At 66.9% G+C, this 26,789-nt stretch carries 28 protein-coding genes; 11 read left to right on the top strand and 17 right to left on the bottom strand.

The genetic code is table 11. The annotated features are described in order from the left end of the window. Positions 1-9: 9 nt before the first annotated feature. From hypE to R4P95_RS05320, 6 genes are all read right to left on the bottom strand, one after another. On the bottom strand, positions 10-1,110 hold the full coding sequence (gene hypE, locus R4P95_RS05345; RefSeq protein WP_213573811.1) for a hydrogenase expression/formation protein HypE: 1,101 nt from the start codon (positions 1,108-1,110) through the stop codon (positions 10-12). Then, the gene (locus R4P95_RS05340) at positions 1,107-1,778 is read right to left on the bottom strand and encodes an SIS domain-containing protein (RefSeq protein WP_109326813.1); all 672 of its coding nucleotides are present in this window, start codon (positions 1,776-1,778) and stop codon (positions 1,107-1,109) included. Before R4P95_RS05340 ends, hypE begins: the two co-directional genes overlap by 4 nt. After that, positions 1,775-2,536 (bottom strand): HypC/HybG/HupF family hydrogenase formation chaperone, encoded by a 762-nt coding sequence (locus R4P95_RS05335; RefSeq protein WP_317743791.1) that lies wholly within the window; start codon positions 2,534-2,536, stop codon positions 1,775-1,777. The genes R4P95_RS05340 and R4P95_RS05335 overlap by 4 nt, the downstream gene beginning before the upstream one ends. Positions 2,537-2,581: 45 nt before the next feature. Beyond that, positions 2,582-4,888, bottom strand: coding sequence for a carbamoyltransferase HypF (gene hypF, locus R4P95_RS05330; RefSeq protein WP_317743790.1), 2,307 nt, complete (start codon positions 4,886-4,888; stop codon positions 2,582-2,584). A 59-nt stretch (positions 4,889-4,947) separates the two neighbouring features. Next, positions 4,948-5,517, bottom strand: a complete 570-nt coding sequence (locus R4P95_RS05325; protein WP_213578309.1) for an ATP-dependent Clp protease proteolytic subunit — start codon at positions 5,515-5,517, stop codon at positions 4,948-4,950. 80 nt (positions 5,518-5,597) lie between these two features. Next, positions 5,598-5,870: a helix-turn-helix domain-containing protein gene (locus R4P95_RS05320; protein WP_208962680.1), complete on the bottom strand. Its 273-nt coding sequence runs from the start codon at positions 5,868-5,870 to the stop codon at positions 5,598-5,600. Between the two features lie 42 nt (positions 5,871-5,912). On the opposite strand from R4P95_RS05320, the gene lhgO reads away from it, so the two are divergent. Further along, positions 5,913-7,118, top strand: a complete 1,206-nt coding sequence (gene lhgO / locus R4P95_RS05315; RefSeq protein ID WP_317743789.1) for an L-2-hydroxyglutarate oxidase — start codon at positions 5,913-5,915, stop codon at positions 7,116-7,118. 43 nt (positions 7,119-7,161) lie between these two features. Here lhgO and R4P95_RS05310 read toward each other — a convergent pair whose 3' ends face one another. Then, positions 7,162-8,559 (bottom strand): cytochrome P450, encoded by a 1,398-nt coding sequence (locus R4P95_RS05310; RefSeq protein ID WP_213573803.1) that lies wholly within the window; start codon positions 8,557-8,559, stop codon positions 7,162-7,164. 92 nt (positions 8,560-8,651) lie between these two features. On the opposite strand from R4P95_RS05310, the gene R4P95_RS05305 reads away from it, so the two are divergent. Continuing rightward, complete coding sequence (locus tag R4P95_RS05305) at positions 8,652-9,236, top strand: TetR/AcrR family transcriptional regulator (RefSeq protein WP_317743787.1); 585 nt, start codon at positions 8,652-8,654, stop codon at positions 9,234-9,236. Positions 9,237-9,241: 5 nt separating this feature from the next. Continuing rightward, the gene (locus R4P95_RS05300) at positions 9,242-9,718 is read left to right on the top strand and encodes a hypothetical protein (protein ID WP_317743952.1); all 477 of its coding nucleotides are present in this window, start codon (positions 9,242-9,244) and stop codon (positions 9,716-9,718) included. Here the strand turns inward: R4P95_RS05300 and hutG are convergent. Genes hutG through hutU form a run of 3 tightly spaced genes read right to left on the bottom strand, consistent with a single transcriptional unit; the run spans position 9,688 to position 13,526 of the window. Further along, a complete protein-coding gene (hutG, locus tag R4P95_RS05295; RefSeq protein WP_213578307.1) occupies positions 9,688-10,635 on the bottom strand; it encodes a formimidoylglutamase in 948 nt (315 codons plus the stop codon). The two genes, R4P95_RS05300 and hutG, sit on opposite strands and share 31 nt — an antisense overlap. Positions 10,636-10,637: 2 nt before the next feature. Continuing rightward, positions 10,638-11,843 carry an imidazolonepropionase gene (gene hutI, locus R4P95_RS05290; RefSeq protein WP_317743786.1) on the bottom strand — a complete coding sequence of 402 codons (1,206 nt, stop codon included), beginning with the start codon at positions 11,841-11,843 and terminating at the stop codon, positions 10,638-10,640. Between the two features lie 9 nt (positions 11,844-11,852). Next, entirely contained in the window at positions 11,853-13,526 is a 1,674-nt protein-coding gene (gene hutU, locus R4P95_RS05285; RefSeq protein WP_213573797.1) for a urocanate hydratase, read from the bottom strand. A gap of 222 nt (positions 13,527-13,748) precedes the next feature. On the opposite strand from hutU, the gene R4P95_RS05280 reads away from it, so the two are divergent. Next, complete coding sequence (locus tag R4P95_RS05280) at positions 13,749-14,972, top strand: glycosyltransferase family 87 protein (protein ID WP_317743785.1); 1,224 nt, start codon at positions 13,749-13,751, stop codon at positions 14,970-14,972. Positions 14,973-15,071: 99 nt separating this feature from the next. After that, positions 15,072-15,353 carry a DUF2277 family protein gene (locus R4P95_RS05275; protein ID WP_109326834.1) on the top strand — a complete coding sequence of 94 codons (282 nt, stop codon included), beginning with the start codon at positions 15,072-15,074 and terminating at the stop codon, positions 15,351-15,353. 96 nt (positions 15,354-15,449) lie between these two features. Here R4P95_RS05275 and ipdC read toward each other — a convergent pair whose 3' ends face one another. The 4 genes from ipdC to echA20 are packed head-to-tail and all read right to left on the bottom strand — an operon-like array spanning position 15,450 to position 18,933. Beyond that, a complete protein-coding gene (ipdC, locus tag R4P95_RS05270; protein ID WP_317743784.1) occupies positions 15,450-16,511 on the bottom strand; it encodes a (3aS,4S,5R,7aS)-5-hydroxy-7a-methyl-1-oxo-octahydro-1H-indene-4-carboxyl-CoA dehydrogenase in 1,062 nt (353 codons plus the stop codon). Then, a complete protein-coding gene (gene ipdB, locus R4P95_RS05265) occupies positions 16,508-17,269 on the bottom strand; it encodes a cholesterol ring-cleaving hydrolase subunit IpdB (RefSeq protein ID WP_317743783.1) in 762 nt (253 codons plus the stop codon). Before ipdB ends, ipdC begins: the two co-directional genes overlap by 4 nt. Continuing rightward, on the bottom strand, positions 17,266-18,153 hold the full coding sequence (gene ipdA, locus R4P95_RS05260; protein WP_317743781.1) for a cholesterol ring-cleaving hydrolase subunit IpdA: 888 nt from the start codon (positions 18,151-18,153) through the stop codon (positions 17,266-17,268). Before ipdA ends, ipdB begins: the two co-directional genes overlap by 4 nt. A 3-nt stretch (positions 18,154-18,156) precedes the next feature. After that, complete coding sequence (echA20, locus tag R4P95_RS05255; protein WP_213573787.1) at positions 18,157-18,933, bottom strand: (7aS)-7a-methyl-1,5-dioxo-2,3,5,6,7,7a-hexahydro-1H-indene-carboxyl-CoA hydrolase; 777 nt, start codon at positions 18,931-18,933, stop codon at positions 18,157-18,159. Between the two features lie 62 nt (positions 18,934-18,995). Here echA20 and R4P95_RS05250 point away from each other — a divergent pair, with 62 nt between their 5' ends. From R4P95_RS05250 to R4P95_RS05225, 6 genes are all read left to right on the top strand, one after another. Continuing rightward, a complete protein-coding gene (locus tag R4P95_RS05250; protein WP_317743780.1) occupies positions 18,996-19,808 on the top strand; it encodes an SDR family oxidoreductase in 813 nt (270 codons plus the stop codon). Further along, positions 19,805-20,719: an SDR family oxidoreductase gene (locus R4P95_RS05245; protein WP_317743779.1), complete on the top strand. Its 915-nt coding sequence runs from the start codon at positions 19,805-19,807 to the stop codon at positions 20,717-20,719. The genes R4P95_RS05250 and R4P95_RS05245 overlap by 4 nt, the downstream gene beginning before the upstream one ends. A 151-nt stretch (positions 20,720-20,870) precedes the next feature. Next, the gene (locus R4P95_RS05240; protein WP_213573782.1) at positions 20,871-21,734 is read left to right on the top strand and encodes an LLM class F420-dependent oxidoreductase; all 864 of its coding nucleotides are present in this window, start codon (positions 20,871-20,873) and stop codon (positions 21,732-21,734) included. Positions 21,735-21,821: 87 nt separating this feature from the next. Further along, the gene (locus R4P95_RS05235; protein WP_317743778.1) at positions 21,822-23,069 is read left to right on the top strand and encodes a glycosyltransferase family 4 protein; all 1,248 of its coding nucleotides are present in this window, start codon (positions 21,822-21,824) and stop codon (positions 23,067-23,069) included. Then, on the top strand, positions 23,063-23,803 hold the full coding sequence (locus R4P95_RS05230; protein ID WP_159919249.1) for a class I SAM-dependent methyltransferase: 741 nt from the start codon (positions 23,063-23,065) through the stop codon (positions 23,801-23,803). Before R4P95_RS05235 ends, R4P95_RS05230 begins: the two co-directional genes overlap by 7 nt. Then, positions 23,800-24,888, top strand: a complete 1,089-nt coding sequence (locus R4P95_RS05225; protein ID WP_213573778.1) for a prenyltransferase — start codon at positions 23,800-23,802, stop codon at positions 24,886-24,888. Before R4P95_RS05230 ends, R4P95_RS05225 begins: the two co-directional genes overlap by 4 nt. Here R4P95_RS05225 and R4P95_RS05220 read toward each other — a convergent pair. Genes R4P95_RS05220 through R4P95_RS05210 form a run of 3 tightly spaced genes read right to left on the bottom strand, consistent with a single transcriptional unit; the run spans position 24,864 to position 26,784 of the window. Continuing rightward, positions 24,864-25,526: a class I SAM-dependent methyltransferase gene (locus tag R4P95_RS05220; protein WP_213573776.1), complete on the bottom strand. Its 663-nt coding sequence runs from the start codon at positions 25,524-25,526 to the stop codon at positions 24,864-24,866. The two genes, R4P95_RS05225 and R4P95_RS05220, sit on opposite strands and share 25 nt — an antisense overlap. Beyond that, complete coding sequence (locus R4P95_RS05215) at positions 25,523-25,915, bottom strand: carboxymuconolactone decarboxylase family protein (RefSeq protein ID WP_213573774.1); 393 nt, start codon at positions 25,913-25,915, stop codon at positions 25,523-25,525. Before R4P95_RS05215 ends, R4P95_RS05220 begins: the two co-directional genes overlap by 4 nt. Continuing rightward, on the bottom strand, positions 25,912-26,784 hold the full coding sequence (locus R4P95_RS05210; protein WP_317743951.1) for an NAD(P)-dependent oxidoreductase: 873 nt from the start codon (positions 26,782-26,784) through the stop codon (positions 25,912-25,914). The genes R4P95_RS05215 and R4P95_RS05210 overlap by 4 nt, the downstream gene beginning before the upstream one ends. Between the last annotated feature and the right edge of the window lie 5 nt (positions 26,785-26,789).

The following is a 26,789-nucleotide window of genomic DNA, read 5'->3' as shown; positions in this document are numbered from 1 at the left end:
GGGAGGTTCTCAGCAGATCCGGGGGAGTGGGTCACCGACGAGCATGTCGACGATCCGGCTGCCGCCGAATGATGTTCTCAACGCGACGATTCCTGGGGGTTCCCTCAGAATCTCGCCCACGATTGCGGCATTCGCTCCGCGGGGGTGCGCCCGCATCGCCGTCACGGCGGCCTCGGCTTCCTCCGCCGCGACGACGGCCACGAACTTGCCCTCGTTCGCGACATACAGGGGGTCGATGCCGAGCATGTCGCAGGCACCGAGCACCTGCGGTTGGATCGGCAGGGTTTCCTCGTCGACGATGACGGCGACCTGGGCGGCCTTGGCGAGTTCGTTGCAGACGGTTCCGACACCGCCGCGCGTGGCGTCGCGCATCCACCGTGTCGACGGCGCCGCCGCGAGGAGCGCTTCCACCACTCCGTTCACCGGTGCGGTGTCCGAGGCGATGTCCGCTTCGATCGCGAGGTCACCCCGCGCCAGCATGACCGCCATTCCGTGTTCTCCGATGGTGCCGGACAGCACCACCTTGTCGCCGGGCCGGACGAGGTCCGGCGACAACCGCCGGCCGTCGGGGATCACACCGACGCCCGCCGTGGAGATGTACACGCCGTCGGCGGCACCCTTGCCCACCACCTTGGTGTCGCCGGTGACGATCTGCACTCCAGACAGAATCGCCGCCTCACTCATGTCGGCGACGATCTCCTTCAGCTCCGCGATGGGAAAGCCTTCCTCGATGACGAATGCCGCCGACAGCCACTGCGGCCGCGCACCCGACACCGCAAGGTCGTTGACCGTGCCATGGACGGCGAGGTGACCGATCGATCCACCCGGGAAGCGCCGCGGCTGCACCACGTAGGAGTCGGTGGAGAAGGCGAGCCGCTCACCGGAAGGCAGTGCCAGGGCCGCGGCGTCCCCGAGCTGTTCCAGTTCTTCGTTGCGGAACGCCTCCACGAAGACGGCATCGACGAGCGCGGCCGACGACTTGCCGCCTGCCCCGTGCGCGAGGGTCACCACCTCGTCCAGCAATCGCGGCCGACGCTGACGGAACTTGTCGATGCGTTCGAGTACGCGGTCTTCGCGCTGAGCCGAGGTGGCGGGTTCGGTGGTGCTCATGCATACGCTCCCGGTCTCGCGAGATGTTCCTGGGCGACGGACCACAACCGGTACCCGAGCATCGCGTGGCTTTCCTGAATGCGATGAATGCTCTGCGAGTGGATGGTGAAGCAATAGTCCAAGTAGTCGGCAACCGCCATCCGGCCGCCTTCGTGTCCCGCGAATCCGATGGTCAGAAGACCTCTGCTCTTCGCCTCGGTCAGCGCCGTCATCAGATCGTCGGAATTGCCGGAGGTCGACAACGCAATGGCCACGTCCCGATCCCGGGCGTGGGCGATGATCTGCCGCTTGAAGATCAGATCGAACCCGACATCATTGGCCAATGCGGTCACCACGGCCTGGTCGGCGGCGAGGGACCAGGCCGCGACGGGGCGTCCCCGCGCCGGACGACTGAACAGGGTCGCCAGGGTCGCGGCATCGGTGGAGCTGCCGCCGTTGCCGAACGTGTAAAGGCGGCCGCCGCGCCGAAACCTGTCGGCCATCTCGATGCCGGCCGCTGTCAGGCCTTCGCCGTACTCCTCGAGTGAGGCCCGTTGCAGCCGTGCGCTTTCAGCTGCTTTTCCACGCGCCGAGGCAGCCAGGTCGTCGAGGAGGCTCTTCGCGTCCGTCTCCTCGGAGTCGATGAAGGGGTAGAGAAAGTTGGTGCTCTCGGAGTCGTGCGTGGTCATCCTTCCCTCTCCTGATCTGCTTGGCGGGGCTCTGTGCCGTCGAGTCGGGTGATAGCTGCGCCCGCATGGACGAGGACCAGGTCGTTCGGCCGCACGTCGGGCAATACGCTGACGTCCACCCATTCCTCACCGGTGGCGGTGCGCACCAGGGCAGGGCCGAGTGCGTCAGCGGGCTCCAGCACCACTTCGCCGAGACGGCCCTCGTCGCTGCAGGTGACGCAGCCGGTCTGGGTGCACCCTTCGGTGTCGGGTTTCAGCAGCCCCGAGTGCTCGAAGCAGACGTGCGTGAGCTCCCACAACAAGTGGTACATCAGGACGAATCGCCCGGTGGCCGGGACCATCGGGTCGTCGGAATCGACCCACAGGATGTGGTTCGCCGCTCCGGCGGGTGGGCGCGGTCCCGCCCCGATCCACAGGGTTTCGACGCCCCACGCGGGGGCGCGGCGCATCGCGTCCACGACGGCAGGTTCGTCCGCCGACGCGACCGCCAGCAGGACGTCACCGGGCCGGCTCGCCACCCGGGACTGCGCCACGGGGTCGGGCTCGACGAGAGCGACCGACGGCAACGCGCGTTTTCCCATGATCACCGGGTGCACGAATTCGACCGCCACGTGGTGGGCGTGCGGCTCCCATTGAGGTGAGATGACCCAGAGCGTCGCACCGTCGTGGAATCTGCGCGCAAGGGCAAGTGATGCGGCGGCAAGGTCTGCCGACAGGTCCGTGTCGACGAGGTGGCCGCCCGCTTCGGTTGTCGTCATTGACTTCGCTCCCGTCCCCGGGCCGGTCGGTCGGGGCTACCGACGTCACGGTCCGCGCATGGTCGCCGCGGCACCGATCACCGCCTGGCCGAGGGAGAGCCCTCCGTCGTTGGGAGGCACCCGGTGGTGGGTGAGGACTCGATAACCGCTGCTCTTCCAGTGTGCTCTCAACAGACCGAGGAATAAACGGTTTTGAAAGACTCCACCGGTCAGTCCGATCGTGGTAATGCCGGTGGTGGCGACGGCGAGGTCGACGAGCGTGGCGGTGGCCTCGGCCAGGGCATGGTGGAAACCGAGTGCCAGTTCCGCGGGAGGCGTCCCCCCGTGGACACCCGCGATCAGGCCCGACAGAAGTGAATGGATCCCGATCTGGTCGCCGTCCACGTCCATGGTGAGCGGGGCGGGGTGAGTGGTGGTGCGAGCGAGCGCCTCGAGTTCGATGGCGGCCTGCCCCTCGTAGGTGACGCGGTGACGAACACCCAGTAGGGAGGAGACCCCGTCGAACAGACGGCCCGCGCTGGTGGTCCTGACGCAGCCCCTGCCCGACACCAGTTGTGACGCGACCGCCGCGCGTTCTGCTGCCGGCAGCGCGTCTGTGCAGGGGAGTCCGTCGAGGTTCCCGATCCCGGCCTCGTGCAGGAGGGCGAGTGCCACCCGCGCCGGGTTGCGGACGGCGGCATCACCGCCGGGGAGGGAGAAGGGCTGCAGGTGTCCCAGACGCCGGGTGCTCAGCACGTCGGGGCCGACGCGGAGGATTTCACCGCCCCACACCGTGCCGTCGCAGCCGTATCCGGTGCCGTCGAAGGCCACACCCAGCACCGTTGTGCCCAGCAATCCCTGTTCCGCCATCAGTGACGCGACGTGTGCGTGATGGTGTTGGACGGTGTGCAGACGGGTGCCGGTCAGCTCGCTGTACCGCTGCGCCCAGTGATGGGTCGAGTATCCGGGATGCGCATCGGCGATCACTGCCTCGGGCGAGATTCCGTGGAGGTGCGTCAACTGCTGCACCGACGTCTCGAACGCCCGCAGACTTTCGAGACTGCCCATGTCGCCCAGGTGCGCCGAACAGAAGGCGTAGTCCTGCCGGGTAAGGCAGAAGGTGTTCTTGATCTCGGCACCGACCGCCAGCACCTCCGGACTGTGCTCCGGGAGTACGACCGGCAGTGGTGCATAGCCGCGGGATCGCCGGATCGGCAGGACGGTGTCCCCGTCCACCGACAGCACCGAGTCCTCGCACGGCACGGCGATGCGGCGGTCGTGCATCAGGAACACATCCGCGACACTCCGAAGCCGCGTGCGCGCATCGTCGTTGTCGAAGCACAGCGGTTCACCGCTGAGATTGCCGGAGGTCATCACCAGCGTCCGCGGCGGTGCCACCCGGCCGCCCGGGATGCGCGCGAACAGCAGATGGTGCAGCGGCGTGTAGGGGAGCATCACACCGAGGTCGTCGATGCCGGGAGCGATGCCCTCGGACACGGAAGTCGAGTCGTGCTTGCGCAGCAGGACGATCGGCCGGGCCGGATGCTGCAGCAGGGCAGTCTCGAACTCGGAGATCCGGCACAGTTCCCGCGCCACGGAAAGGTCGGCCGTCATCACCGCGAACGGCTTGTCCGGCCGATGCTTGCGCTTGCGGAGGGTCGCGACCGCCGCGCTGTCGGAAGCGTCGCAGACGAGATGGAACCCGCCGAGACCCTTGACCGCGACGATCCTCCCGCCCTGCAGCGCCCGCTGCACGGCGAGCAGTACGGTGTCATCGCCCGTGAGACGTTCACCGTCCACTTCGGCGAACAGGTGCGGACCGCAGTCGGGGCAGCAGACCGGCTGCGCGTGGAACCGGCGATCACCGGGGTCGCGATACTCGGCCGAGCACCGCTCACACAACGGGAACTCGGCCATCGTCGTGTTGGGCCGGTCGTAGGGCAGGTCGGTGATCACGGTGAAACGAGGTCCACAGTTCGTGCAGTTGATGAACGGGTGGCGGTACCGGCGGTCCTGCGGATCACCCAGCTCGCGGAGGCAATCCGCGCACGTCGCCACGTCAGGTGAGACAAGGGTTCTCGCACCGGCGACGTGACGGCTGTCGATGATCCGGAACGAGTCGTCGCCCCGCAGCGGTACCGCTTCGACGGCCACGTCCACGATGACCGCCATCGGCGGCGCGTCCGCGCGGAGCCGGTGGGTGAACTCCGACAGCGACGCGGCGGGACCTTCCACCTCGATGAACACGCTGACGTCGTCGTTGCCGCAGTGGCCGCTCACACCGAGGTCATCGGCGAGGCGGGCGACGAATGGGCGGAACCCGACGCCCTGCACGACCCCGTGAACCGTGATGCGCGATCGTTCGACCGTCATCCTCGGATGATTCTCCGGTCGAGGTCCCGGGCGCAAGAGGCCTGCGTGGCGACGCCCGGCTACTCCTCTTCGGCGGCGCGAGCGCCGGTGACGATGTCGATCAACCCGTAGTCCCGCGCCTCGTCCGCGGAGAGGATTCGGTGTGCGCGCATGTCGTCGATCACCGTGTCGACGGGACGTCCACAGGATTCGGCGATACGACCCTGCAGTCGGCGTAGCTGCCGCGAGTGGTGTTCGGTGGCAGTGGCGATGTCCGATGCCGAGCCGGCACACGTGGTCCGCGGTTCGCGGAGGTGGAAGGTGGCATGAGGTGCTGCCGTCCGCCTCTCGGCGGGAGACAGGAGCGCGACCGCTACGCTCGCGACGGCGCCCTGGCAGTGGACGTGCAGCGGCACGCTCATCAGATCCAACGTGTCGAGCAGCGCGGCGGCCGCGTCGACATCGGCGTCGACGCTGCGCAGCCACACCTGTACCGGCCCGTCGTCGGATGCGTCGAGCAGGGCGAGTGACGCAGCAGCGCGGTTGGTGGCCTCGCTGTCGAGCCGGCCGGTCAACGTCACGATTCGTTGATCGAACAGGCGCTCGGTGAGCCAGTCGGAACTGGGAGCGGGGACCGACGTGACGTGCATCGGCGCGGGTGGCTGCCGCGGATCCGGTTGCCACGGTGTGTGGAACGGCGGGACGGGCGGCGGTGAGGGTGGTGGCCAGATCATGGTGATGACTCCCGTTGTGCAGAGATCGTCCAATCGACAGTCCGGCCGACGGCCGCTGCATACCGTTCGAGCGTCGAGAGCCGAGGATCGATGTCACCGCGCTCGAGGCGGGCTATCGCGGACTGCGACGTGCCCATCTGTGCCGCGATGTCGGTCTGGGTCAGTCCGTGCTCGAGCCGGGTGGCGACCAATTCGTCCAGGAGCGCTCGACGCCGGCCGGACAGGTGTTCCAATCCGGGAAAGGCAGTGCGCCGAGGTTCGGTCGACATACCATCGATGATATCTCGAATGCGGTATATGGAGGGGTGCTCATGGCGAAAGTTCGTGCGGCCGTCGTCGGCGGCGGCATCATCGGTCTGGCGGTCGCCCGGGAACTTCTGCACCGGATCGACGGCCTCGAGTTGACGCTGTTCGAGAAGGAGACCTGTGTCGCGGCCCATCAGACCGGCCACAACAGTGGAGTCGTCCACGCCGGTCTCTACTACACTCCCGGCAGCCTCAAGGCCCGGCTGTGTCTGCGTGGTGTCACCCTGCTCCGGCAGTATGCACAGGAGAAGGGTGTGCGCTACGAGGAATGCGGCAAAGTGGTGATCGCCCACGATTCCAGTGAGATCGCTCGTATGAACGCCATTTTCGAGCGTGCCGTTTCAAACGGGGTGCCGGACGTCCGGTTGCTCGACGGCGGCGCGATTCGGGACATCGAACCGCACGCACGCGGCGTCGCCGCAATTCATTCCCCGAGAACTGCGATCATCGACTACGTCGCGGTGGCGGAGGCGCTCGCCGGAGACATCGGCGCGGCCGGTGGGCGGGTACGACTAGGGACCGAAGTGGTGGGGCTGGAAAGCCGGGCGCGGGAGGCCGTGGTCACCACCTCCCGCGGGACCGAGTCGTTCGATCTGGTGATCACCTGCGCCGGCTTGCAGTCGGACCGAGTCGCGGTACTGTCCGGTGAGTCGAGATCACCGCGCGTAGTCCCGTTCTCCGGCGACTACTTCCTGTTGCAACCTGAGCGTTCGTCGCTGGTGAAGGGACTGATCTATCCGGTGCCGGACCCTCGCTATCCGTTCCTCGGCGTCCATCTCACGAAACGGATCGACGGCCGGATCATGCTCGGCCCGAACGCTTTCCTTGCACCAGGAAGGGAGGCGTACACGCGGCGGGACTGGTCGGTGCGCGATACCGCGTCGGCGATCGGATTCGCGGGGTTCTGGCGGTTCGCCCGAGGGAACGTAGCGGCAGCCGTGCGTGAAGCCCGCACCGTCCTCAGTGCGGAGGCGTTCGTGCGGGAGGCGCAGAAGTACGTGCCCGATGTGCGTCGCGCGGACGTCACCCGTGGTCCCCGGGGGATACGGGCCCAGGCCATGAACGCCGACGGAAGCCTCGAGGACGACTTCGTCATCACCGGGGCGCACCGCGTCATTCACGTCCGGAACGCGCCCTCCCCGGGTGCGACGTCCTCGCTTGCCATCGCGGAGTATGTCGTCGACGAGGCGCTCGCGCGCGCAACGGGGTGAGCTTGCCGGACCCTCCGATCGTCACACCGCGGCAGTCGGAGGGTCAGCGGCGTCGCAGCTGGAGCGTGAAGCCCTCGGGCATGAGGGTGAGCCGCTCGGCGATCTTCAACTGATAGTCCGGATCACCCACGATGTCATAGCGGCGCAGAATGGTCCCGAGAACGAGCACGGCCTCGTGTATCGCGAATTGTCTTCCGATGCAGGCACGCTCGCCGGTGCCGAAAGGCTTGTATACGTGCGCGGGACGCGACCGGATGCGTTCGGGCAAGAAGTTGTCGGGGTCGAAGGCCTCGGGATCGTCCCCCCAGACGGGGTCGCGGTGCAGCGCGGGGATGAGAACGAGGACCCAGTCGCCGACCTTCATCGGATACTTGCCGACGAGAGTGGTGTCGACGGTGGCCTCCCTGCCGTAGGCGGGCGCCGTGGGCCACAGGCGCAGTGACTCGTCGAGCACTCGTCGCACATATCGCAATTTGGCGATCTGCTCGAACTCCGGTGTCTCCTCGCCCCACACCTCGTCGACCTCGGCGCGGGCCTTCGCAAGCACCTCGGGGTGACGAGAGAGGTAGTAGAGGGCGAAAGACAGCGCGCCGGAAGTCGTCTCGTGTCCCGCGACGAGGAAGGTGACCACCTGATGACGGATGTTCAACTCGTCGATCTTGTCGGGGTGATCTTCCCTGGCCGCCCGCAACATCAGTTCGAGTAGGTCCTCAGGGCCTGCGTCGCCGCTGCCTCGGCGGGCCCGGATCACCTCGTCGACCACTTCGGCCAGATACTCCAGATTCCTCGCATTGCGGCGATCCGCCCGGCGCGTCAGGAGACGCCCGAGCGCGGACGTCTTCACGAACGTCGTCCGCTGCGAATGGCTGAGTGCGCCCACCATGGCCTGCACGAATGGGTGCGGACGTGGACGCTCGAACGAGTCGAACGAATAGCTGAAGCCCGTGCGGCCGATCGTCTCGAGGGTCAGCTTGGTCATGTCCGAAGACACGTCCACGGGTGTGCCGTCAGTGCGGCGGTCCCAGTACTGGGTCAACTCGTCGGCGACGTCGAGCATCGTACGGTGGTACGAGCGCATCGCCGGCTTCGTGAAAGCCGGCGCGAGCAGGTTGTGTGCCTTGCTCCAATTGGGCTCGTGGTTGTAGGCGGTGAACAGCCCGTCTCCGCCCAACTCCCGTAAGGAGGCGACGCCGGGAGCGAGGTGTTTGGCGAAACGGGACTCGTCCGACAGTTCCGCCACCATGTCAGCGCCCGAGGCGAACACGAAGCGGTTACCGAGGACGTCGCGTTCGAAGATGGGCCCGAGCGTCTTCCCGATCTCCATCGAATTCTGCAATGGAGTGCGGATGTTGATGCCGAGCACGTCACCGAGTACCGGTAGTCGCCAGCGGGGATGAGGAATGGCCGCGGTGTCGCGCTCGCGAAGTGATTCGACGCTCATATTGCCCCCGGTGTGTCACGCACTACTGAATTGATGTCTAGTACGCAAGGTACGCCTTACTGAATCGGTGTCAAGTAGTAGCGTGAGTCAGCATGACCAGTGCCCGCCGCCGCCTCGACCCCGAACAGCGGCGGACGCAGCTACTCGACATCGGCGCGCGTTTGTTCGCCGACCGGCCGTACGAGGACGTGTGGATCGAGGAGGTCGCCGAGCTCGCCGAGGTGTCGCGTGGGTTGATGTACCACTACTTCCCGACGAAACGAGACTTCTTCGCGGCCATCGTCGAGCGCGAGTCCGAACGGCTTCTGGCGGCCACTGCCCCCGACCCGTCGTTACCCGTCGAAGAGCAGGTGGCGGCGGGCCTCGACGCGTATCTCGAGCATGTCGCCAGCCATCGACACGGCGTGCGGGCGGTCAACTTCGGTGCCCTGTCGGCGGATGCCGACATCCGGGCCATCGTCGAGCGCGAACTCGACGCGCAGCAACGCCGGATCGTCGACGCCCTCGACCCACCGGCGGAGGACCGTGAGCTCATCGGTGTCGCGGTGCGCGGTTGGATCGCCTTCGTCCGGGCGGTGTGTATGGATTGGCTCGATCATCCGTCGATCCGCGAAAGCGAGCTTCGGGACCTCTGTCTGCGGTCGCTGACCGGCATGCTCGGTGGGTTGCCGGAATGAATCCCGTGATCATCGAGCGAGAATCGACTGTTGATGCACCCATGGACCGGGTCTGGGGCCGGGTGGTGAGCCCCGAGGGCATCAACGACGAGTTGCGGCCCTGGTTGACGATGAGTCTGCCCCGCGGCGCCGGGTCGATCACCATCGACACTGTTCCCGTGGGCGACCCCATCGGCCGCGCCTGGCTCAAGCTGTTCGGCATTCTGCCCTTCGACTACGACGCCCTGACCATTGCCGAGCTCGATCGGGGACGACGGTTCCACGAGAAGTCGACGATGCTCAGCATGCGTCGTTGGGAGCACGAACGCACTCTTACTCCGTGCGAGGACGGTCGTACTCGGATTTCTGATCGGATCACGTTCGAACTTCGTACTCCGATGGCCGTGATGGCGCCCTTGATCGGTCGCGTGGTGCACGCCCTCTTCGGTCACCGGCACCGTCGCCTGCGGCGTCATTTCGACCGACCGATCACCAGTCGGTGAATCAGCCGTGCCGCGGTGCGTGCGGTGCGCTGGTCGATGTCGTAGACAGGATTGAGTTCGGCCACTTCGCAGACGGCGAGTTTTCCACTGACGGAAACGGTGTCGCAGATGAACTGCACCGTCTCGGCCGGAATGCCGAACGCGGCGGGCGCACTCACTCCCGGTGCGACTGCAGCGGGCAGAGCGTCGAGATCGATGGTCAGGTAGACGAGGTCCACGCCCGCCAGGAATTCGAGGACAAACGCTCGCAAAGCTGTCCGGTCGAACGAGTCGTCGTCCGACAGATAGCGCACACCGAGTCGCCGGGCGGTGTCGAACAGCGCTGTCGTGTTACTCGGCTGGGCGATGCCGATCACCGAGTACTGCACTGAGGTTCCGGCGGCACCTTCGCGCTCGAGTATCTGACGGAACGGCGTTCCCGACGTCGCCACTGGACCGGGGCGGAGATCGAAGTGCGCGTCCACGTTGAGGATTCCGATTCGCCGATCCGGGGTTCTCAGCGCGGACCGGGCCAGACCGAGGTACGTCCCGTACGCCATTTCGTGCCCGCCGCCGAGGACGACCGGGAAGTGACCCGCGTCGAGAACGGTGACGACGGCCGCCGCGAGCGCCTCCTGCCCGGCCTCGAGCCGATCATCGACGACTGCGATGGTGCCGACGTCGTACGCCCGAATCGGGTGGGGCAGCGCCATGGAGGAAAGTGCGGACCGCAACGCGTCCGGTCCGCCCGCCGCCCCCCGCCGCCCCTTGTTTCGTGCCACCCCTTCGTCACTCGCGAAACCGAGAAGCACGGTCGCCCCCGGTTCGGCTGCGGGATCGAACGGTGTGACCACCTGATGCCAGCGCAGGTGCTCCGACGTGGAGCCGTCCACTCGCCCCGACCAGGTCGGCGGGGGAGTGGACACCGGAATGGGCACGTTCACGGCCGGCACCGGGTGGCCGAGTATGCGAGGACGCCGCGGCGCCACACGTCGGTGACCAGGGGGACGCCCGGGCGATAGGCGAGATGCAGATACGACGGTGCATCGAGGGCCAGGGCGTCGGCACGGGCGCCGGGACGCAACACCCCGACGTCGTCTCGTCGCAGTGCCCGTGCACCCCCGGCTGTGGCAGCCCAGACGGCCTCGTCCGGTGTCATGTGCATGTCTCGCACCGCGAGGGCGATGCAGAACGGCAGGCTGGTGGTGTAGCTCGTCCCGGGATTGCAGTCCGCGCCGAGTGCCACTGTCACCCCGGCGTCGATCAGGGCGCGGGCGTCGGGGTACTTGTTCCGGGTCGAGAAGTCCGCTGCCGGAAGGAGAGTCGCCACTGTGGAACTTCCGGCCAGGGCGTCACGGTCGGACTGCGTGGTGTAGCAGACATGGTCGACGGACGCGGCTCCCAGCTCCACTGCCAACTGGACGCCCGGTCCCTGGCCGAGCTGATTTCCGTGTACCCGCGGGATCAGGCCTCTCTCCATCCCGGCAGTGAGGACCGCGCGTGCCTGGTCCCGGTCGAATGCCCCTCTCTCGCAGAAGACGTCGATCCACTTCGCCTCGCTTGCACACGCGTCGATCATCTCTGCGCACACCATGGTGACGTAGTCGTCGGTGCGCCCTTCGTATTCGGGCGGCGGCACGTGCGCGGCGAGCAATGTGACCTCGTCGGTGAGCGACGCCGCGATCCGGGTGCAGCGCAGTTCGTGTCCGACCGTCTGGCCGTACCCGGTCTTGCATTCGACGGTGGTGCTGCCCGACCGCAGCGCTTCGGCGAGAAGGCGACGCGAATTCGCCTGTAGTTCTTCGTCGGTCGCGGATCGTGTCGCTTCGATCGTGGTGCGGATCCCGCCCGCGGCATACGCGTGCCCGGCCATGCGCGCGGCGAACTCCTCGGCACGTTCGCCGCCGAAGACCAGGTGCGCGTGGCTCTCGACGAAACCCGGGAGGACGGCCCGGCCGCCGAGATCGTGTCCGGTATCGGCGCTCGGGGCGGTTCCCGAGGGCCCCACCCACGCCACTGTGCCACCGTCGAATACGACGGCCGCGTCGCGGATCAGTCCGAGCGGACCGGCTCCGGCGCCCGGGTCGTTGGTCACCAGCATGCCGATGTTGGTGAGGACCGTCGAGCGGGCGGCGTTCGTCGTCACGACGCACCCTCACCCTTCGGACATCGGTATGCGCACACCGCGCTCCCTGGCGATGTCGGCGGCGTGTTCGTACCCGGCGTCGACGTGCCGGACGATTCCCGTTCCGGGGTCGTTGGTGAGCACCCGCGTCAGTTTCTGCGCCGCCAGTTCGGTGCCGTCCGCGACACAGACCTGCCCGGCGTGGATGGACCGCCCCATCCCGACGCCGCCGCCCTGGTGGATCGACACCCACGACGCACCGGACGCAGTGTTGAGCAGTGCGTTGAGCAAAGGCCAGTCGGCGACGGCGTCGGAGCCGTCCGCCATCGCTTCGGTTTCGCGGTACGGCGAGGCGACCGACCCCGAATCGAGGTGGTCGCGGCCGATCACGATGGGCGCCGACACCTCACCGGAGGCCACCATCTCGTTGAACCGCACACCCGCGAGGTGCCGCTCGCCGTACCCGAGCCAGCAGATGCGGGCGGGCAGACCCTGAAAGGCCACTCGCTGCCCGGCCAGTGTGATCCACCGGCGCAGGTGCTCGTTGTCGGGGAAGAGATCGAGGATCGCGGAGTCGGTGACGGCGATATCTGCGGGATCACCGGACAACGCGGCCCAGCGGAACGGTCCCCGCCCCTCCTCGAACAGCGGCCGGATATACGCGGGAACGAATCCGGGGAAGTCGAATGCGCGGTCGTAACCGGCCTTGCGCGCCTCGTCCCGGATCGAGTTGCCGTAGTCGAACACCACGGCGCCCCGATCGAGAAACCCCACCATCGCGGCCACATGGCGGGCCATCGACGCCCTGGCGTCCTCGGTGAACGTCACCGGGTCCTTCTCCGCCATCCTCTTCATGTCACTGAAGTCCATTCCGAGCGGCAGATACGACAGCGGGTCGTGCGCGGAGGTCTGGTCGGTGACGATGTCGATCGGTGCCTTTCTGGCCAGCAACTCGGGGAGCACCTCGGCAGCATTGCCCTCCAGACCGATGGACAGGGGACGCCTCGCGTCGCGGGCTTCCACCGCGAGAGCCAGCGCCTCCGAGATGTCTGCGGCCTTGACGTCGAGGTAGTCGAGTGCGATCCGGCGATCGATGCGGGTGACGTCGCAATCGACGCAGATCGCCACGCCCTCGTTCATCGTGACCGCGAGCGGTTGCGCGCCGCCCATCCCGCCCAGGCCCGCGGTCAGGGTGATCGTTCCCGCGAGCGTGCCACCGAAGCGGGAGCGGGCCACCGCGCCGAAAGTCTCGTACGTGCCCTGAAGGATGCCCTGCGTGCCGATGTAGATCCAGGAACCCGCTGTCATCTGGCCGTACATCATCAGCCCGAGTGCCTCGAGCCGCCGGAACTCCTCCCAGTTGGCCCAGTCACCCACCAGGTTGGAGTTGGCGAGGAGCACCCGGGGCGCCCACTCGTGCGTGCGGAACACCCCGACCGGTTTCCCGGACTGCACCAGCATCGTCTCGTCCGACTTCAGGGTCCGGAGCGTCCTGACCATCGCCTCGAAGGCGTCCCAGCTGCGCGCGGCCTTGCCGGTCCCGCCGTAGACGACGAGGGAGTCGGGGTGCTCGGCAACCTCGGGATCGAGGTTGTTCATCAGCATCCGCAACGCGGCCTCCTGCGGCCAGCCGAGCGTGGTGAGTTCCGGCCCGCGGGGTGCCGACACCCGTCGTGGCCCGGCAGTCGAAGGCGTCGTCGTCACTGTCCACCCTCCAGCTTTCGATGGTCTCGAGTCAGTGTGGGTCTAGAAGCAGTGTGCTCCCGCTGGGCAACGAAGGGGACGGGTTTCTGCTGAGCGAGGCGGAACGCGCACGTGGCCGGAAGCGGGCATTTCGGGCGCCATCACCCTGACTTTGTCACGATTGAGTCACGGACCGCTACGGTAGGACATTGACGACGACGCCGATCATGAGAGAACAGATCCTTGTTACGAAGTGACTCGAAGTTCAGGACATATGGCTTTCACGCCGTCGCGGTCCTTGCAGCCGTCTTTTCGCTCGCGCTGGTGGCCTACCGCGAGTACGAGGCGGCGACGGGCTACCTCATGGATCTCTCCGTGTTCCGTGACGCCGGTTACGCATTCCTCAACGGCCTTCCGCTCTACTCTGCGGACTTCCCGAGCAGCTCCGGATTCCGATTCATCTACGCGCCTTTCGCGGCCATCCTCTTCGCGCCGATGGCAGAACTCGACCCGGCGGTTCTGCAGGTGCTGTGGTGCGCCCTGAATATCGGGCTCGTGTGGTGGATGCTGCGAGTGGTGTTCGCCAAGCTCGACATGCGGCGTCCGGACCTCCTCGCACTGATGTCGCTGGGTCCGGTCCTGCTGCTCGAGCCGATGCGCTCGAACTTCGGCTTCGGGCAGGTCAACATCATCCTGATGGCTTTGGTGGTCGCCGACTGCACCGGCGTGATCCCACGCCGATTTCGTGGCATCGCGATAGGTCTGGCGGCGGCTGTCAAGATCACCCCTGCGGCGTTTCTCCTGGTGCTCCTGGTCCGCCGGGATTACCGCTCCATCGCGCGTGCATTCGCTGCAATCCTCGCGACCATCGGCCTCGGCTTCTGGCTCCTCCCCCAGTCGTCGGTGTGGTTCTGGACCACCGAGTTCTTCGCTACCGGCCGCGCAGGCCCGCCGGACTTCTTCCGCAACCAGGCCCTCACCGGTCTGATCGCCCGGCTGGGAGTCGAGGGCCGGCTCGCCAGTGTCCTGTGGATGGCGTGCGTCGTCGTGGTGGTCGCAGCTGTCGCGTGGTCGGCTCACCGGTTCACCCGGTCGGGGGAACATGTGATCGCGTTGTCCATCGTCGCGTTGGGATCTCTGCTCGCGGCGCCGTTCGCCGTCACTCATCACTGGGCGTACAGCATCCTTCTCATCCCGATCCTCGTCGCGCCGCGCTACCGCAGCTGGCGGCCGGTGGTCGGCACGGTAACCCTCGTCTTCTTGATCGGTCCGAATTACGTACTGCAGTCCTCGTCGTCGGGCTGGGTGGAGTCGGCCGTGCGTGAGGTGGTCGGAAGCTCGCAATGCCTCGCTGGGGTGGTCCTTCTCTGCGCCGCAGTCGTGGCGGCGCGGTCGCGTACCGCGGTCAGCCCGATCGCGACGGTCGAGCCCGCGTCCGAGGACGCGTTGGAACCCGCCCGGCCCTGAAGTCCCCTACCGACGGCGGGCGAATGTACCGTTCAGCGCCTCAGATGCGTCGAACGGTACATTCGCCCGGTGTCGAGGGCGCCGCGCTATCGTCGAAACATGTGCCGAAACATCACCGAACTGCGCGGACTCGAACCGGCAGCCACCGCGGAGGAGATCGAAGCGGCGGCGCGTCAATACGTACGTAAGGTCAGCGGGATTCAGAAAGTGTCGGACGCCAACCGCGAGCCCTTCGAGGAGGCCGTGGCAATAGTCACCGCTGCCACCACCACACTGTTGGCCGCGCTGCCACCTCGGAAGCAGCCGCCCCCCACCGTGCCGCCGCTGCGACGGCCGGAGGTCCGGGCGCGGATCGAGGCGAAGGCCGCGTCGGCCGGCTGATCCCTTCCCCCTTCACCTGCACGAACGGGACGTACGTTGCGTTGGATCGAACGAACGTCCCGTTCGTGCTGGAGCAGAGGCCGCCGCAGGCCGACGTCAGTAGCTCAGTGCGCCCAGGGCGTCGATGCGTTTGACGGCATCCGCAACGATGCCGTCGATGAGGTCCTTGCAGGTGGGCAGATCGTCCAGTAACCCCACTACCTGACCCGACGCCAGGACACCGGCGGCGGTGTTGCCGTCGACGAGCCCGGCCTTGAGCAGCATCGGCGTGTTGGCGGCCATGATGATCTGCTGCCAGGTGCGGTCGCTGGACTTCTTCATGGCGAGGCCGTCCTTGACGAGCGTCGACCATTTCATGCCGGTCATCGCCTTGAATCTGGACGCGTTGCGGGCTGCGGCCACGAGTCCGCGCACATTCCCGGAGTGCTCGAGGCTGTTGACCAGTTCGGTGTTGAGGACCCGGTGCGGCATGCCGTCGACCTTCCGCGACACCGTGGTGTCCTGCAGTCCCTTGGCCAGGTACTCCTGCTTCACGGAGTCGGGCACGGTCGATTCCTGGGTGAGGAGGAAGCGGGTGCCCATCGCGACCCCTGCTGCGCCGTAGGCCAGCGCCGCAGCCAGTCCGCGGCCGTCGTAGAAGCCGCCCGCGGCGACGACGGGGATGTCGACGGCGTCGAGCACCGAGGGCAGCAGCAGGGTGGTGGCGACCGGTCCGGTGTGGCCGCCGCCCTCACCACCCTGCACGATCACCGCGTCGGCGCCCCACGACGCCACCTTCTTCGCGTGCTTGGCCGCGCCGATCGACGGTATGACCACCACGCCGGCCGCTTTGAGCTTCGCGATCAGTTCCTGTTTGGGGGCGAGCGCGAACGACGCGACGCGCACCTTCTCCCGGATCAGCAGGTCGATGCGTTGCGGGGCGTCGGTGGCATCGGCACGGATGTTGACCCCGAATGGCTTGTCCGTCAACGTCTTGGTCTTGGCGATGGCCGCCTCGAGTTCCTCGTACGTCATGGTCGCCGACGCCAGAATTCCGAGTCCGCCGGCGTTCGCGGTACCGGCAACGAGTCGCGGTCCGGCCACCCAGCCCATCCCGGTCTGGACCACCGGATGTTCGACACCGACGAGTTCCGTCAACGCCGTTCGGAGCGTGCTCATACCGTCACCTCCCGGTCGCGCAGGCTGCGAGGATCGAGGACCTCGCGGATCAGGTGCAGTTCTTCTTCGGTCGGTTCGCGCGTCACCCCGGCCTCGTCCAATCCGGCCACCTCGAACGACGTGTTCTCCGCGACCTGGTCGGCGGTGACGCCCGGATGGAGGCTCAGCGCGCGGAACGTGTGGCCGGGTCCGCCGAAGTCGAACACGCCGAGATTGCTCACCACGCGGTGCAGGTGCAGGAAGCGGAACGCCGGGTTCTCGGGATCGACCTGGTCGTAGCCGACTCCGGAAACGATGTCGACCTTGTCGCAGAACACCCGGGACGAATGCTTGCCCACCCAGTAGCTCGTGGGGTGGTTGATGGTGTTGCCGGGTGCGCCGCGGACACCGAACATCTGGCGCGTGGGGTGTTGTAGCGGACCGAACGCCGACAGGTTCTGGTTGCCGTGCCGGTCGATCTGGTTGGCGCCCATGACGACGTGGCGTCGTCCGGATGCGACGACGTCGAACACCTTCCGGAACGGCATCCACCCCTCGATCGGTGCCTTGGCGCCGACAGCCGGGGTGTCGGCGAAGATCAGGGCTTCACCGTCGGTGATGAGCAGGTCGGGTTCGGTGGTGAGCCTGGCGAGCCGGGCCCCGATCAGTGGCAGCATCGCCATGGGGCTGGCCATGATCTCTCCTGCACCGGAGAAGATTTCGGCGCAGGCGATGGCGCAGTATTCTGCGCGAGTCACCTCGGTGATCGTCTCGCTCATGCGTGTTCTCCAAACTTCTTCACGGCGGCCTGGTAGTCGTCCTCGCTGCCCGAGAGATAGGTGTCGACGAACTTCTGCCACGACTCCGGCGTTTTCGCCGATTCGGCGTAGTGCCGCTGGAACTTCTCGTCGCGCCCGTAACTGTCGCCGGCGAGCGTGAAGTGCGCACCGTTGGGTGCCTCGACGACACCGTCGACCATCATGCGGTTGAGGATGAGATTCTGCAGCGGAACGGTTTTCACCAGTTCCTCGGTTTCCACCACTCGCTCGACGGAGACGAACCGCTTCTCCGCCGCGGCGCAGTACAGGTCGTCGAAGTAGGGGTCGACACCGGTGTATGCGGCGTTGCCGTGCTTGTCGCCGAGATTCAGATGTACCAGCGCCGCATCGAGATTCAGTGCGGGCATCGCGATGAGTGTCTCGGATTTGCCCGAGGCGTCGGGGTAGGGGGAGGTGACGGTGCGTAATTCGTCGCCCCAGAAGGCGCGGACGTCGGAACCGAGACCCGCGCGGATCGGCAGAAACGGCAACCGTGCCGCCGCGGCTTCGAGGCCACACTTGACCATGCCCTCGTCCATTTCCCGGACCTCGATCTCGCCGCCCGTGCGGGCCTTCGCGAACCAGGGGTCGTAGAACGGCGCCGAGTCGAGTGAGACGAATCCGTAGTACGCCTTCTTCACCTTGCCCGCTGAGCACAGCAGGCCGAGGTCGGGGCCGCCGTAGGTGACGACGGTGAGGTCGGTGATATCCGAGCGAAGCAACGCGCGCACCAGAGCCATCGGCTTGCGCCGAGAACCCCAGCCACCGATGCCGATGGTCATTCCGCTGCGTAGTTCGCCGATGACGTCGTCCAGCGACACTCGCTTGTCACGCTTGGTGGCCATGTATCAGCCTTCCCTGTTGTTCGAGTTGGAGCGGGTCTTACCGGTCTCGACGAACTCGTCTCGATGTTCGTCGGAGACCCCCACCAGGTTGAGTTCGAAGGTGTAGCCCTGTTCGAGTCGATAACTGGTCTTCACGTCGACGGGGTCGATCCCGTTGATCGCCTCCTTGGCGCACCGGATCACGCGGGTGTCCTTGGCGGCGATCTTGCCGGCGATGTCGCGGGCGGCGGCGTCGAGCTTCTCGCGCGGTACCACCTCGTATACCGAGCCGAAGTGCTGCAGTTGTTGTGCCGTCACGTTCTGCGCCGTGTAGTACAGGGTGCGCATCATGTGTTGCGGGACGAGACGCGCCAGGTGTGTCGCGGCGCCGAGTGCACCGCGGTCGACCTCCGGCAGTCCGAAGACGGCGTCGTCCGAGGCGACGATCACATCGGCATTGCCGACCAGGCCGACGCCCCCGCCGACGCAGAACCCGTTGACGGCGACCACCACGGGAACGGCGCAGTCGTAGACGGCGGCGAACGCGGCAGCGCACCCACGATTGGCGTCGACGAGGGCGTCGTAGCCGTCGGTGGCCTGCATCTCCTTGATGTCGACGCCGGCGTTGAATCCGCGGCCCTCGGCTCGCAGGATCACCACGTGCGTGTTCGGGTTGCGGCCCGCCGCCAGTACCGCGTCGGCCAGTTCGAACCAGCCTTGCGACGGGATGGCGTTTACGGGCGGGTAGTCGACCGTCACTGTCGTGATGCCCCCGGGCTCGTCGTCAGTCCGGATTCCCATGTGTTTCCTCCATTTGAGCGGCCTCGCTACTGCACCAAGCAATTGCTTGGTAGGGTAGCACGATGGAAACGCGTTTCACTATGGACAGAACGGTGGTGCTCGTGACCGGCGGCGTTCGCGGAGTAGGTGCAGGCATCAGCCGCACCTTCCTGCGCGCGGGCGCCACGGTCGTGACCTGTGCGCGGAGGCCGGCGGACGGCCCGGTCGAAGCGGACGGTCGCATCGCGGAGTTCATCGCCTGCGACATCCGCGACCCGGAGCAGGTACAGGGCATGGTCGACCGGATCGTCGAACGGCACGGCCGCCTCGACGTTCTGGTCAACAATGCGGGAGGTGCGCCCTACGCACTCGCCGCGGAGGCCAGCCCGAAGTACCACTCCAAGATCGTCGAACTGAACCTGCTCGCGCCCTTGCTGGTGTCGCAGGTGGCCAACGCGGTGATGCAAAACCAGGATTCAGGCGGCGCGATCGTCAACATCTCGAGCGTCAGCGGTTCACGGCCCTCACCCGGTACGGCTGCCTATGGGGCGGCCAAGGCCGGTGTCGATCACCTCGGCCGCAGTCTGGCGGTGGAGTGGGCGCCGAAGGTGCGGGTCAATTCGATCGTCGTCGGGATGGTCCGCACCGAGCAGGCACATCTGCACTACGGCGGTGAGTCGGGACTCGCGGCGGTTGCGGAGACGATCCCGCTGGGCCGCATGGCCTGCCCCGAGGACGTCGGCAACTGTGCGATGTTCCTGGCTTCACCACTGGCCGCCTACGTCAGCGGATCGACCTTGACCGTGCACGGCGGCGGCGAGCGCCCGGCCTTCCTGTCAGCAGCAGACCCCGATCCCGCCGGAGCGGCGGCGAATATCAACGAGGAGAGAACATGAGTGGACTGGTCGACGGTCGCGTCGTCATCGTGACGGGCGCCGGCCGCGGTATCGGACGCGCACACGCGCTGGCCTTCGCCGCGGAAGGTGCCAAGGTAGTGGTCAACGACATCGGCGCCGGACTCGACGGCTCGGCGACGGGAGAAAGTCCCGCCGAGCAGGTCGTCGCAGAAATCGTGGCCGCCGGCGGCGAGGCCGTCGTCAACGGTGACGATGTCGCGGACTGGGCCGGGTCGGAGAATCTGATCAAGGCCGCACTGGAGCACTTCGGCCGCCTCGACGTGCTGGTGAACAACGCCGGCTTCCTGCGCGACCGCATGCTCGTCGGGATGAGCGAGCAGGAATGGGACGCCGTGGTGCGCGTGCACCTCAAAGGCCATTTCGCCACCCTGCGGCACGCGGCCGCGTATTGGCGCGGTGAGGCGAAAGCAGGGCGTTCCGTGGACGCCCGGATCATCAACACCAGTTCCGGTGCCGGACTGCAGGGTTCGATCGGGCAGGGCAACTACGCGGCGGCGAAGGCGGGTATCGCGGAGCTGACCATTCAGGCGGCGGCGGAACTGAAGAACTACGGCGTCACCGTCAATGCCATCGCCCCGTCCGCCCGGACCCGGATGACCATCGGCGCCGGCGGGGCCATGGCCGAGGCGATGGCGGCGCCCGAGGACGGGTTCGATGCGATGGCCCCGGAGAATGTCTCCCCTCTGGTGGTGTGGCTGGGCAGCGCCGAGTCCAAGGACGTCACCGGGCGTGTGTTCGAGGTCGAGGGCGGCAAGATCACCGTCGCCGAGGGGTGGCGTCACGGTCCCACCCAGGACAAGGGCGCGCGGTGGGAGCCGAAGGAAATCGGCCCCGTCGTCACCGGCCTGCTCGCCAAGGCCGAAACCCCGGTCCCGGTCTACGGCGCCTGATCTGTAGCTGTACGAACGGGACGATCGTTGTGTCAGACGCAACGATCGTCCCGGTGCCAGCAGATCCGGAATCCTGTTTGGACACCTTGCTAAACAGGTGTCCAGAAGTTACTCTCCCAAGAAGCAAATGCCTCCCGGCTTAGGAGATTTCGTGAAGTTCGGCATTACGTTGTTCACCAGTGATCGCGGAATCGGACCGGCCTCCGCCGCGCGGGGGGCCGAGGCCAATGGATTCGACTCTTTCTACGTGCCCGAGCACACGCACATTCCGATCAAACGTGATGCGGCCCATCCGCAGACGGGCGACGCTTCGCTTCCGGACGATCGCTACATGCGCACGCTGGACCCGTGGGTCGCGCTCGCGTCGGCCGCCGCGGTGACCCAGCGTATCGAGCTCGGGACTTCGGTGGCTCTGCCCGTCGAGCACGACCCCATCACGCTTGCCAAGACGATCGCCTCGCTCGACCATCTGAGCGGCGGCCGCGTCGTCCTCGGTGTCGGATACGGCTGGAATCTGGATGAACTCTCCGATCATCATGTTCCGCCGGGCCGCCGTCGCACGATGCTGCGCGAGTACCTCGAGGCCATGCGGGCCCTGTGGACGCAGGAGGAAGCCTCCTACGACGGCGAGTTCGTCACCTTCGGGCCGAGCTGGGCGTGGCCCAAGCCGACGCGTGTGCCGCCGGTCGTTGTCGGTGCGGCCGGCAACGAGAAGAACTTCAAGTGGATCGTGCGTTCGGCCGACGGCTGGATGACCACCCCGATCGAGCAGGACATCGACGATCGTGTCCGGTCTCTTCAGCGAATGTGGCGTGAGGCGGGCCGGGCGGGCGAACCGCGGATCGTAGTGCTCGACGGGAAGCCAGATGTCGACAAGCTGCACCGGTGGCGAGACCTCGGCGTCAGTGAGGTCGTCTACGGAGTTCCGGATCGTAGCGAGGAGGAGGTACTCGCGTACCTCGGGCGACTCGCCGGAAAGATCGAAGGTTTGCGCGAGTCGGCGGCGCTGCGCTGAGTAGTGCGGTTGGATAGGACGAGGACACTCAGATGTGAGAACGTGTTCTAGTATTGCCGTCTGCTGCTCGAGGAGAGGTCGGAGTCCGTGCGCATCGCACTCCTGTCGTATCGAAGTAAGCCCCACTGCGGTGGGCAAGGTGTGTACGTCCGTCATCTCAGCCGTGAACTGGTCGAACTCGGACACCAGGTAGAGGTGTTCTCGGGTCAGCCGTACCCGGATGTCGACCCCCGGGTCACCCTCACCAAGGTCCCGAGTCTGGATCTCTACCGCGAGCCTGATCCGTTCAGGACGCCGCACCCGCGGGAGTTCCGCGACAGCATCGATGTGCTGGAAGTGGCCACCATGTGGACGGCCGGCTTTCCGGAGCCGCTCACATTCAGCTTGCGTGCGGCGCGACTGCTGCGTGAGCGCGCCGACGAGTTCGACGTCGTGCACGACAATCAGTGCCTCGGCTACGGGCTGCTCCAGCTCCAGAAGGCCGGCCTGCCCGTCGTCGCGACCATTCACCATCCGATCACCCGCGACCGCGCACTCGACCTGGCGGCCGCCAAGTGGTGGCGCAAGGTCACAGTCCGGCGCTGGTACGGCTTCCTGAGTATGCAGAAGCGCGTCGCCCGCCGGATTCCCGTGCTGGTGACGGTGTCGCAGTCTTCGGCCGACGACATCAGCGCGGAGTTCGACGTGCCCCCTGCTCATTTGCGGACCATTCCGCTCGGCGTGGACACCGAGGTGTTCCAGCCGCGCGCCGATGCACGGGTCGCGGGGCGGATCGTGTGTGTCGCCAGCGCCGACATGCCACTCAAGGGCGTGTCGACCTTGCTCGAAGCCGTTGCGAAGGTGCACACCGAACGCTCCGTCGAGCTGGTTATCGTCGCCAAACTGGCGGCCGGCGGGGTCACCGAGAAGCTGATCGACGAACTCGCCATCGGTGACGTGGTGCGCACGGTCTCGGGCATCGACGACTCCGAACTGGCTTCGCTGCTGGCCTCGGCAGACGTCGCCTGTGTCCCGTCCCTGTACGAGGGTTTTTCACTGCCCGCCGTTGAAGCGATGGCCTGCGGAACGCCGCTCGTCGCGAGTCGCGCCGGTGCCATCCCCGAAGTCGTGGGAACTCAGGAAGAAGCCGGTGTCCTGGTGACGCCCGGTGATCCGCAGGAACTGGCGGACGTGCTGGGCGCGCTGCTCGACGACCCGGAGCGGCGCGTCAGGCTGGGCGACGGCGGCCGTCGCCGGGCGCTCGAGCGCTACAGCTGGTCTGCGGTGGCGGCGAAGACCGCGGAGACTTATGCCGATGCCATCCAGCAGACCCGTGGAGGAGAACGACTGTGCTGACCGTGGACTTCGACCGGCTGGGCGTGAAGCCCGGCGACAAGGTGATCGACATCGGTGCGGGAGCCGGACGGCACTCGTTCGAACTGTATCGGCGAGGGGCGGACGTCATCGCCTTCGACCAGAACGCCGACGAGCTGGCCGACGTCGAGAAGATGTTCGTGGCCATGGCCGAAGTGGGGGAGGCGCCCGCGGGCGCCGACGCGCGTATTCAGGTGGGTGACGCGCTGAACCTGCCCTATGAGGACGGCACGTTCGACGCTGTGCTCATCTCCGAGGTTCTCGAGCACGTGCCCGAGGACGATCGCGCCATCGCCGAGTTGGTGCGCATCCTCAAGCCCGGTGGTGTTGCAGCAGTGACGGTTCCGCGGTGGTTGCCGGAAAAGGTCTGCTGGGCACTGTCCGACGCCTACCACGAGGTGGAAGGCGGGCACGTGCGGATCTATCGGGCCGACGAGTTGGCGGGCAAACTCACTGCGGCCGGGCTGAAAGTACAGGGCCGCGATCATGCCCACGCCCTGCATTCACCGTACTGGTGGCTCAAATGCGCGGTGGGAGTGGAGAACAACGACAATCCCCTCACCAAGGCCTACCACCAGGTGCTGGTGTGGGACATGATGAAAGCGCCCTGGCTCACTCGCACCGCGGAGAAGGTACTCAACCCCGTGGTCGGCAAGAGCGTGGTGTTCTATTTGGAGAAGCCGAACCGGCCGAGCGCGGTGAGGGCGCCGCGGTGAGAGCGGCCGACGTTCCGTCGGTGCCGAACGTGTTGTCGGAGAGCCAGGTACTGCAGACAGCGAAGTCGATCGCCGCTGCCCAGGAATCGTCGGGCGCGTTGCCGTGGTTCACCGGTGGTCACACCGACCCGTGGGACCACGTCGAATCCGCAATGGCGCTGGGCGCTGCCGGGTTGCGCGAGGAGGCGGAGGCCGCGTACGAGTGGTCGCGCCGTACTCAGCGGCCCGACGGTTCGTGGCCGATGGAGTTCCGGGACGGTGTGGTCCACAATGCCGACTCCGACAGCAACTTCTGCGCGTATCTCGCGGTCGGAGTGTGGCATCACTACCTGATCACCGGTAACCGGGACTTCGCCGTTTCCATGTGGCCCTCGGTGCGGGCAGGACTCGACTTCGTCGTAGAGATGCAGGAACCGAGTGGTGAAATTTTCTGGGCCCGGGGAATCGGCGGCGAAGCATGCCCCGAGGCGCTGCTGACCGGCAACTCCAGCATCCACCACAGCCTGCTGTGCGGGTTGTTGCTGGCGCGACTGGTCGACGACCCCCAACCGGAGTGGGAGTTCGCCAAATACACCCTCGGCCACGCGATCCGGCAGCATCCGGAGTCGTTTGCGCTCAAAGACGAATACTCGATGGATTGGTATTACCCCATTCTCGGGGGAGCCGTGCGGGGTGCGGCGGCGGCTGCGCGCATCGAGTCGCGGTGGGACGACTTCGTCGTCGAAGGTCTGGGCATCCGGTGTGTCGACCACCGGCCGTGGGTGACCGGAGCCGAGACGTGCGAGCTGGTGCTGGCCCTCGACGCGATGGGCGAGCGCACCCGCGCTCTCGAGCAGTTCGCGGCCATGCAGCATCTGCGTGATCCCGACGGGTCGTACTGGACCGGGCTCGTCTACAGCGACGGCAAACGCTGGCCGGTCGAACAGACCACATGGACGGGTGGAGCGATGATTCTCGCGGCGGACGCACTGTCGCGCACCACGCCCGGACACGGAATCTTCCGGGACGCGGCGGCGCCGGTGGGACTACCGATCGGTGCAGATCGGTGTGGCGACTACTGTCACGCCAGCGGGTCGCCCGTCTGACCGCCCACCCGTTCGAGAACGCGTAGTGACCCGGTGACGGACGTCTCCTTGAATTGACCTGTCGCCAGAGCACGTTCGTAGATCTCGAACGGCGGCCGTCCACCGTCCGCGGGGTCCGGGAACACGTCGTGGATGATGAGTGCACCGCCGACGACGACCCAGGGTGCCCACCCCTCGAGGTCGGCGTTCGCGGCCTCCGAGGTGTGTCCGCCGTCGATGAAGACGAAGTCGACGGGGGTGCGCCAGAATGTTGCCACCGTGGAGGAGCGGCCGAGCACCCCGACGACGTATTCTTCGAGCCCCGAGTCGGCCATGGTGTGGCGGAACCGGCCGACGGTGTCGAGCACACCGGTGTGGGGGTCGACGAAGGCCGGTTCGTGGTATTCCCAGCCCGGCTGGTGTTCCTCGGAGCCGTGATGGTGGTCGATGGTGACCACCCGAGCGCCTCGGGCCTTCGCGGCCGCCCCGAGGTAGATCGTGGAGCGACCGCAGTAGGTACCGATCTCGACTCCGGTCCCGCCCGGAGTCAGGTACTGCATCGCGGCCTCGTGGAGGGCGGTGCCCTCGTCCTCCGGCATGAAACCGGGCGTGGATTCGGCGAGTCGGAGAAGGTCTCGTGTCAGGTGTTCGGTGCTCATGTCGCCTCTGCATCCGGGGCGGCCGCTCTGGCTGCCTTCTTCCGCTTGTGTAGCACCCCACCGATCATGGCGTCGAGTTTCGTACCCAACGGCCACCCCACGTAGTGGCACAGAAACAGGGCGATCTCCCGCAACTGCTCCTCGTCGAGTTCCTCGTTGTGCAGGGCGGCGCCCACCTGAATCTCCGCGACATCGACCAGACCTTGCGCGGTGAGCGCACCGAGGAGGAGGAGCCTGCGGTCGCGGATGCTGAGCCCGGGCCTCGCCCAGATGTCGGCGAAGAGGTGGTCGGCGGTAACGGCGAAGTGCGCGCCGGGACCGTCCTGCATCTCGAATCCGTAGACCTTCTCCATCATGGCCAGGCCGCGGGTGCGGGTGTCGTCGGTCATCGCTGCTCCTTCGTCGCTGTGCTGTCCACGCCCAGCCCCGGCCCCAGTCCGGTCAGGGCGATCCGGGCGAGCGGCAGGGTGACGTCGAGGCGCTCGCCGAGGCCGATCGCCAGGAGAAGATCCTTCTCGCCGAGGTCTCGGACGTGGGACATGATCGGGTACCAGTTGTCGTTCTCGTCGAGGGCGGCGGTGTTGTCGCGGAGCATGATCGCGCCGGCGCCACCGGTGATCGCGTCGGTGTGCCGGACCACCTTCCCGAGTTCGGTGATGTCGAGACCGGCGGCCTCGGCGAGTCGCTGCGCCTCGGCCGCGGCCGTGAAGGACACGAAGTGCAGCAGGTTGCGGGCGAGCTTCATGCGCGTACCCGCGCCCACGTCGCCCGCGTGCACGACGAGTTCCGCCCAGTGCCCGAACGGCTCCCCCACCTTCTCGAACGCCGTGTCACTCGCGCCGACCATCACGGCGAGCTTGCCTTTGTGTGCGCCCGGTGCGCCGCCGCTCACCGGGGCGTCCACCAGTTCGACGCCCTGCTCACCGCACAACTGCGCCAATTCGACGGCAGTGACGTCGCTGATCGTCGAATGCACCGCCACGACGGTGCCAGGCCGGGCCACCTCCAGCATCTGGACGACGACGTCCCGCACCTGTTCGTCGTTCAACACGGTCACGGAGATAACGTCCGCGTTCTCGGCCACCTCCCGCGGACTCGACGTCACCTTCGCGCCCGCCTTGCCGAACGGTTCCAGCGCCTCGGACCGGGTGTCGCACACGATGAGTCCGCCGGGGCGGTCCAGCAGCCGCTTCGCCATGGGCGCGCCCATGTTGCCGAGGCCGATGTAGCCGACGGACAGCAGGGCCGTGTTCTCCATCGCGC

Origin of the sequence: Rhodococcus sp. IEGM 27 (genome assembly GCF_033142305.1) — a bacterium.
Classification (GTDB): domain Bacteria; phylum Actinomycetota; class Actinomycetes; order Mycobacteriales; family Mycobacteriaceae; genus Rhodococcus_F; species Rhodococcus_F oxybenzonivorans.
This window is presented reverse-complemented; position numbering and strand designations above follow the sequence as displayed.

What these genes read in the sequence shown, in the direction of transcription:
- hypE (WP_213573811.1), bottom strand. Translation starts at nt 1,110, where the DNA reads ATGAGCACCACCGAACCCGCCACCTCGGCTCAGCGCGAAGACCGCGTA.
- R4P95_RS05340 (WP_109326813.1), bottom strand. Translation starts at nt 1,778, where the DNA reads ATGACCACGCACGACTCCGAGAGCACCAACTTTCTCTACCCCTTCATC.
- R4P95_RS05335 (WP_317743791.1), bottom strand. Translation starts at nt 2,536, where the DNA reads ATGACGACAACCGAAGCGGGCGGCCACCTCGTCGACACGGACCTGTCG.
- hypF (WP_317743790.1), bottom strand. Translation starts at nt 4,888, where the DNA reads ATGACGGTCGAACGATCGCGCATCACGGTTCACGGGGTCGTGCAGGGC.
- R4P95_RS05325 (WP_213578309.1), bottom strand. Translation starts at nt 5,517, where the DNA reads ATGCACGTCACGTCGGTCCCCGCTCCCAGTTCCGACTGGCTCACCGAG.
- R4P95_RS05320 (WP_208962680.1), bottom strand. Translation starts at nt 5,870, where the DNA reads ATGTCGACCGAACCTCGGCGCACTGCCTTTCCCGGATTGGAACACCTG.
- lhgO (WP_317743789.1), top strand. Translation starts at nt 5,913, where the DNA reads ATGGCGAAAGTTCGTGCGGCCGTCGTCGGCGGCGGCATCATCGGTCTG.
- R4P95_RS05310 (WP_213573803.1), bottom strand. Translation starts at nt 8,559, where the DNA reads ATGAGCGTCGAATCACTTCGCGAGCGCGACACCGCGGCCATTCCTCAT.
- R4P95_RS05305 (WP_317743787.1), top strand. Translation starts at nt 8,652, where the DNA reads ATGACCAGTGCCCGCCGCCGCCTCGACCCCGAACAGCGGCGGACGCAG.
- R4P95_RS05275 (WP_109326834.1), top strand. Translation starts at nt 15,072, where the DNA reads ATGTGCCGAAACATCACCGAACTGCGCGGACTCGAACCGGCAGCCACC.
- ipdC (WP_317743784.1), bottom strand. Translation starts at nt 16,511, where the DNA reads ATGAGCACGCTCCGAACGGCGTTGACGGAACTCGTCGGTGTCGAACAT.
- ipdB (WP_317743783.1), bottom strand. Translation starts at nt 17,269, where the DNA reads ATGAGCGAGACGATCACCGAGGTGACTCGCGCAGAATACTGCGCCATC.
- ipdA (WP_317743781.1), bottom strand. Translation starts at nt 18,153, where the DNA reads ATGGCCACCAAGCGTGACAAGCGAGTGTCGCTGGACGACGTCATCGGC.
- echA20 (WP_213573787.1), bottom strand. Translation starts at nt 18,933, where the DNA reads ATGGGAATCCGGACTGACGACGAGCCCGGGGGCATCACGACAGTGACG.
- R4P95_RS05250 (WP_317743780.1), top strand. Translation starts at nt 18,996, where the DNA reads ATGGAAACGCGTTTCACTATGGACAGAACGGTGGTGCTCGTGACCGGC.
- R4P95_RS05245 (WP_317743779.1), top strand. Translation starts at nt 19,805, where the DNA reads ATGAGTGGACTGGTCGACGGTCGCGTCGTCATCGTGACGGGCGCCGGC.
- R4P95_RS05220 (WP_213573776.1), bottom strand. Translation starts at nt 25,526, where the DNA reads ATGAGCACCGAACACCTGACACGAGACCTTCTCCGACTCGCCGAATCC.
- R4P95_RS05215 (WP_213573774.1), bottom strand. Translation starts at nt 25,915, where the DNA reads ATGACCGACGACACCCGCACCCGCGGCCTGGCCATGATGGAGAAGGTC.
- R4P95_RS05210 (WP_317743951.1), bottom strand. Translation starts at nt 26,784, where the DNA reads ATGGAGAACACGGCCCTGCTGTCCGTCGGCTACATCGGCCTCGGCAAC.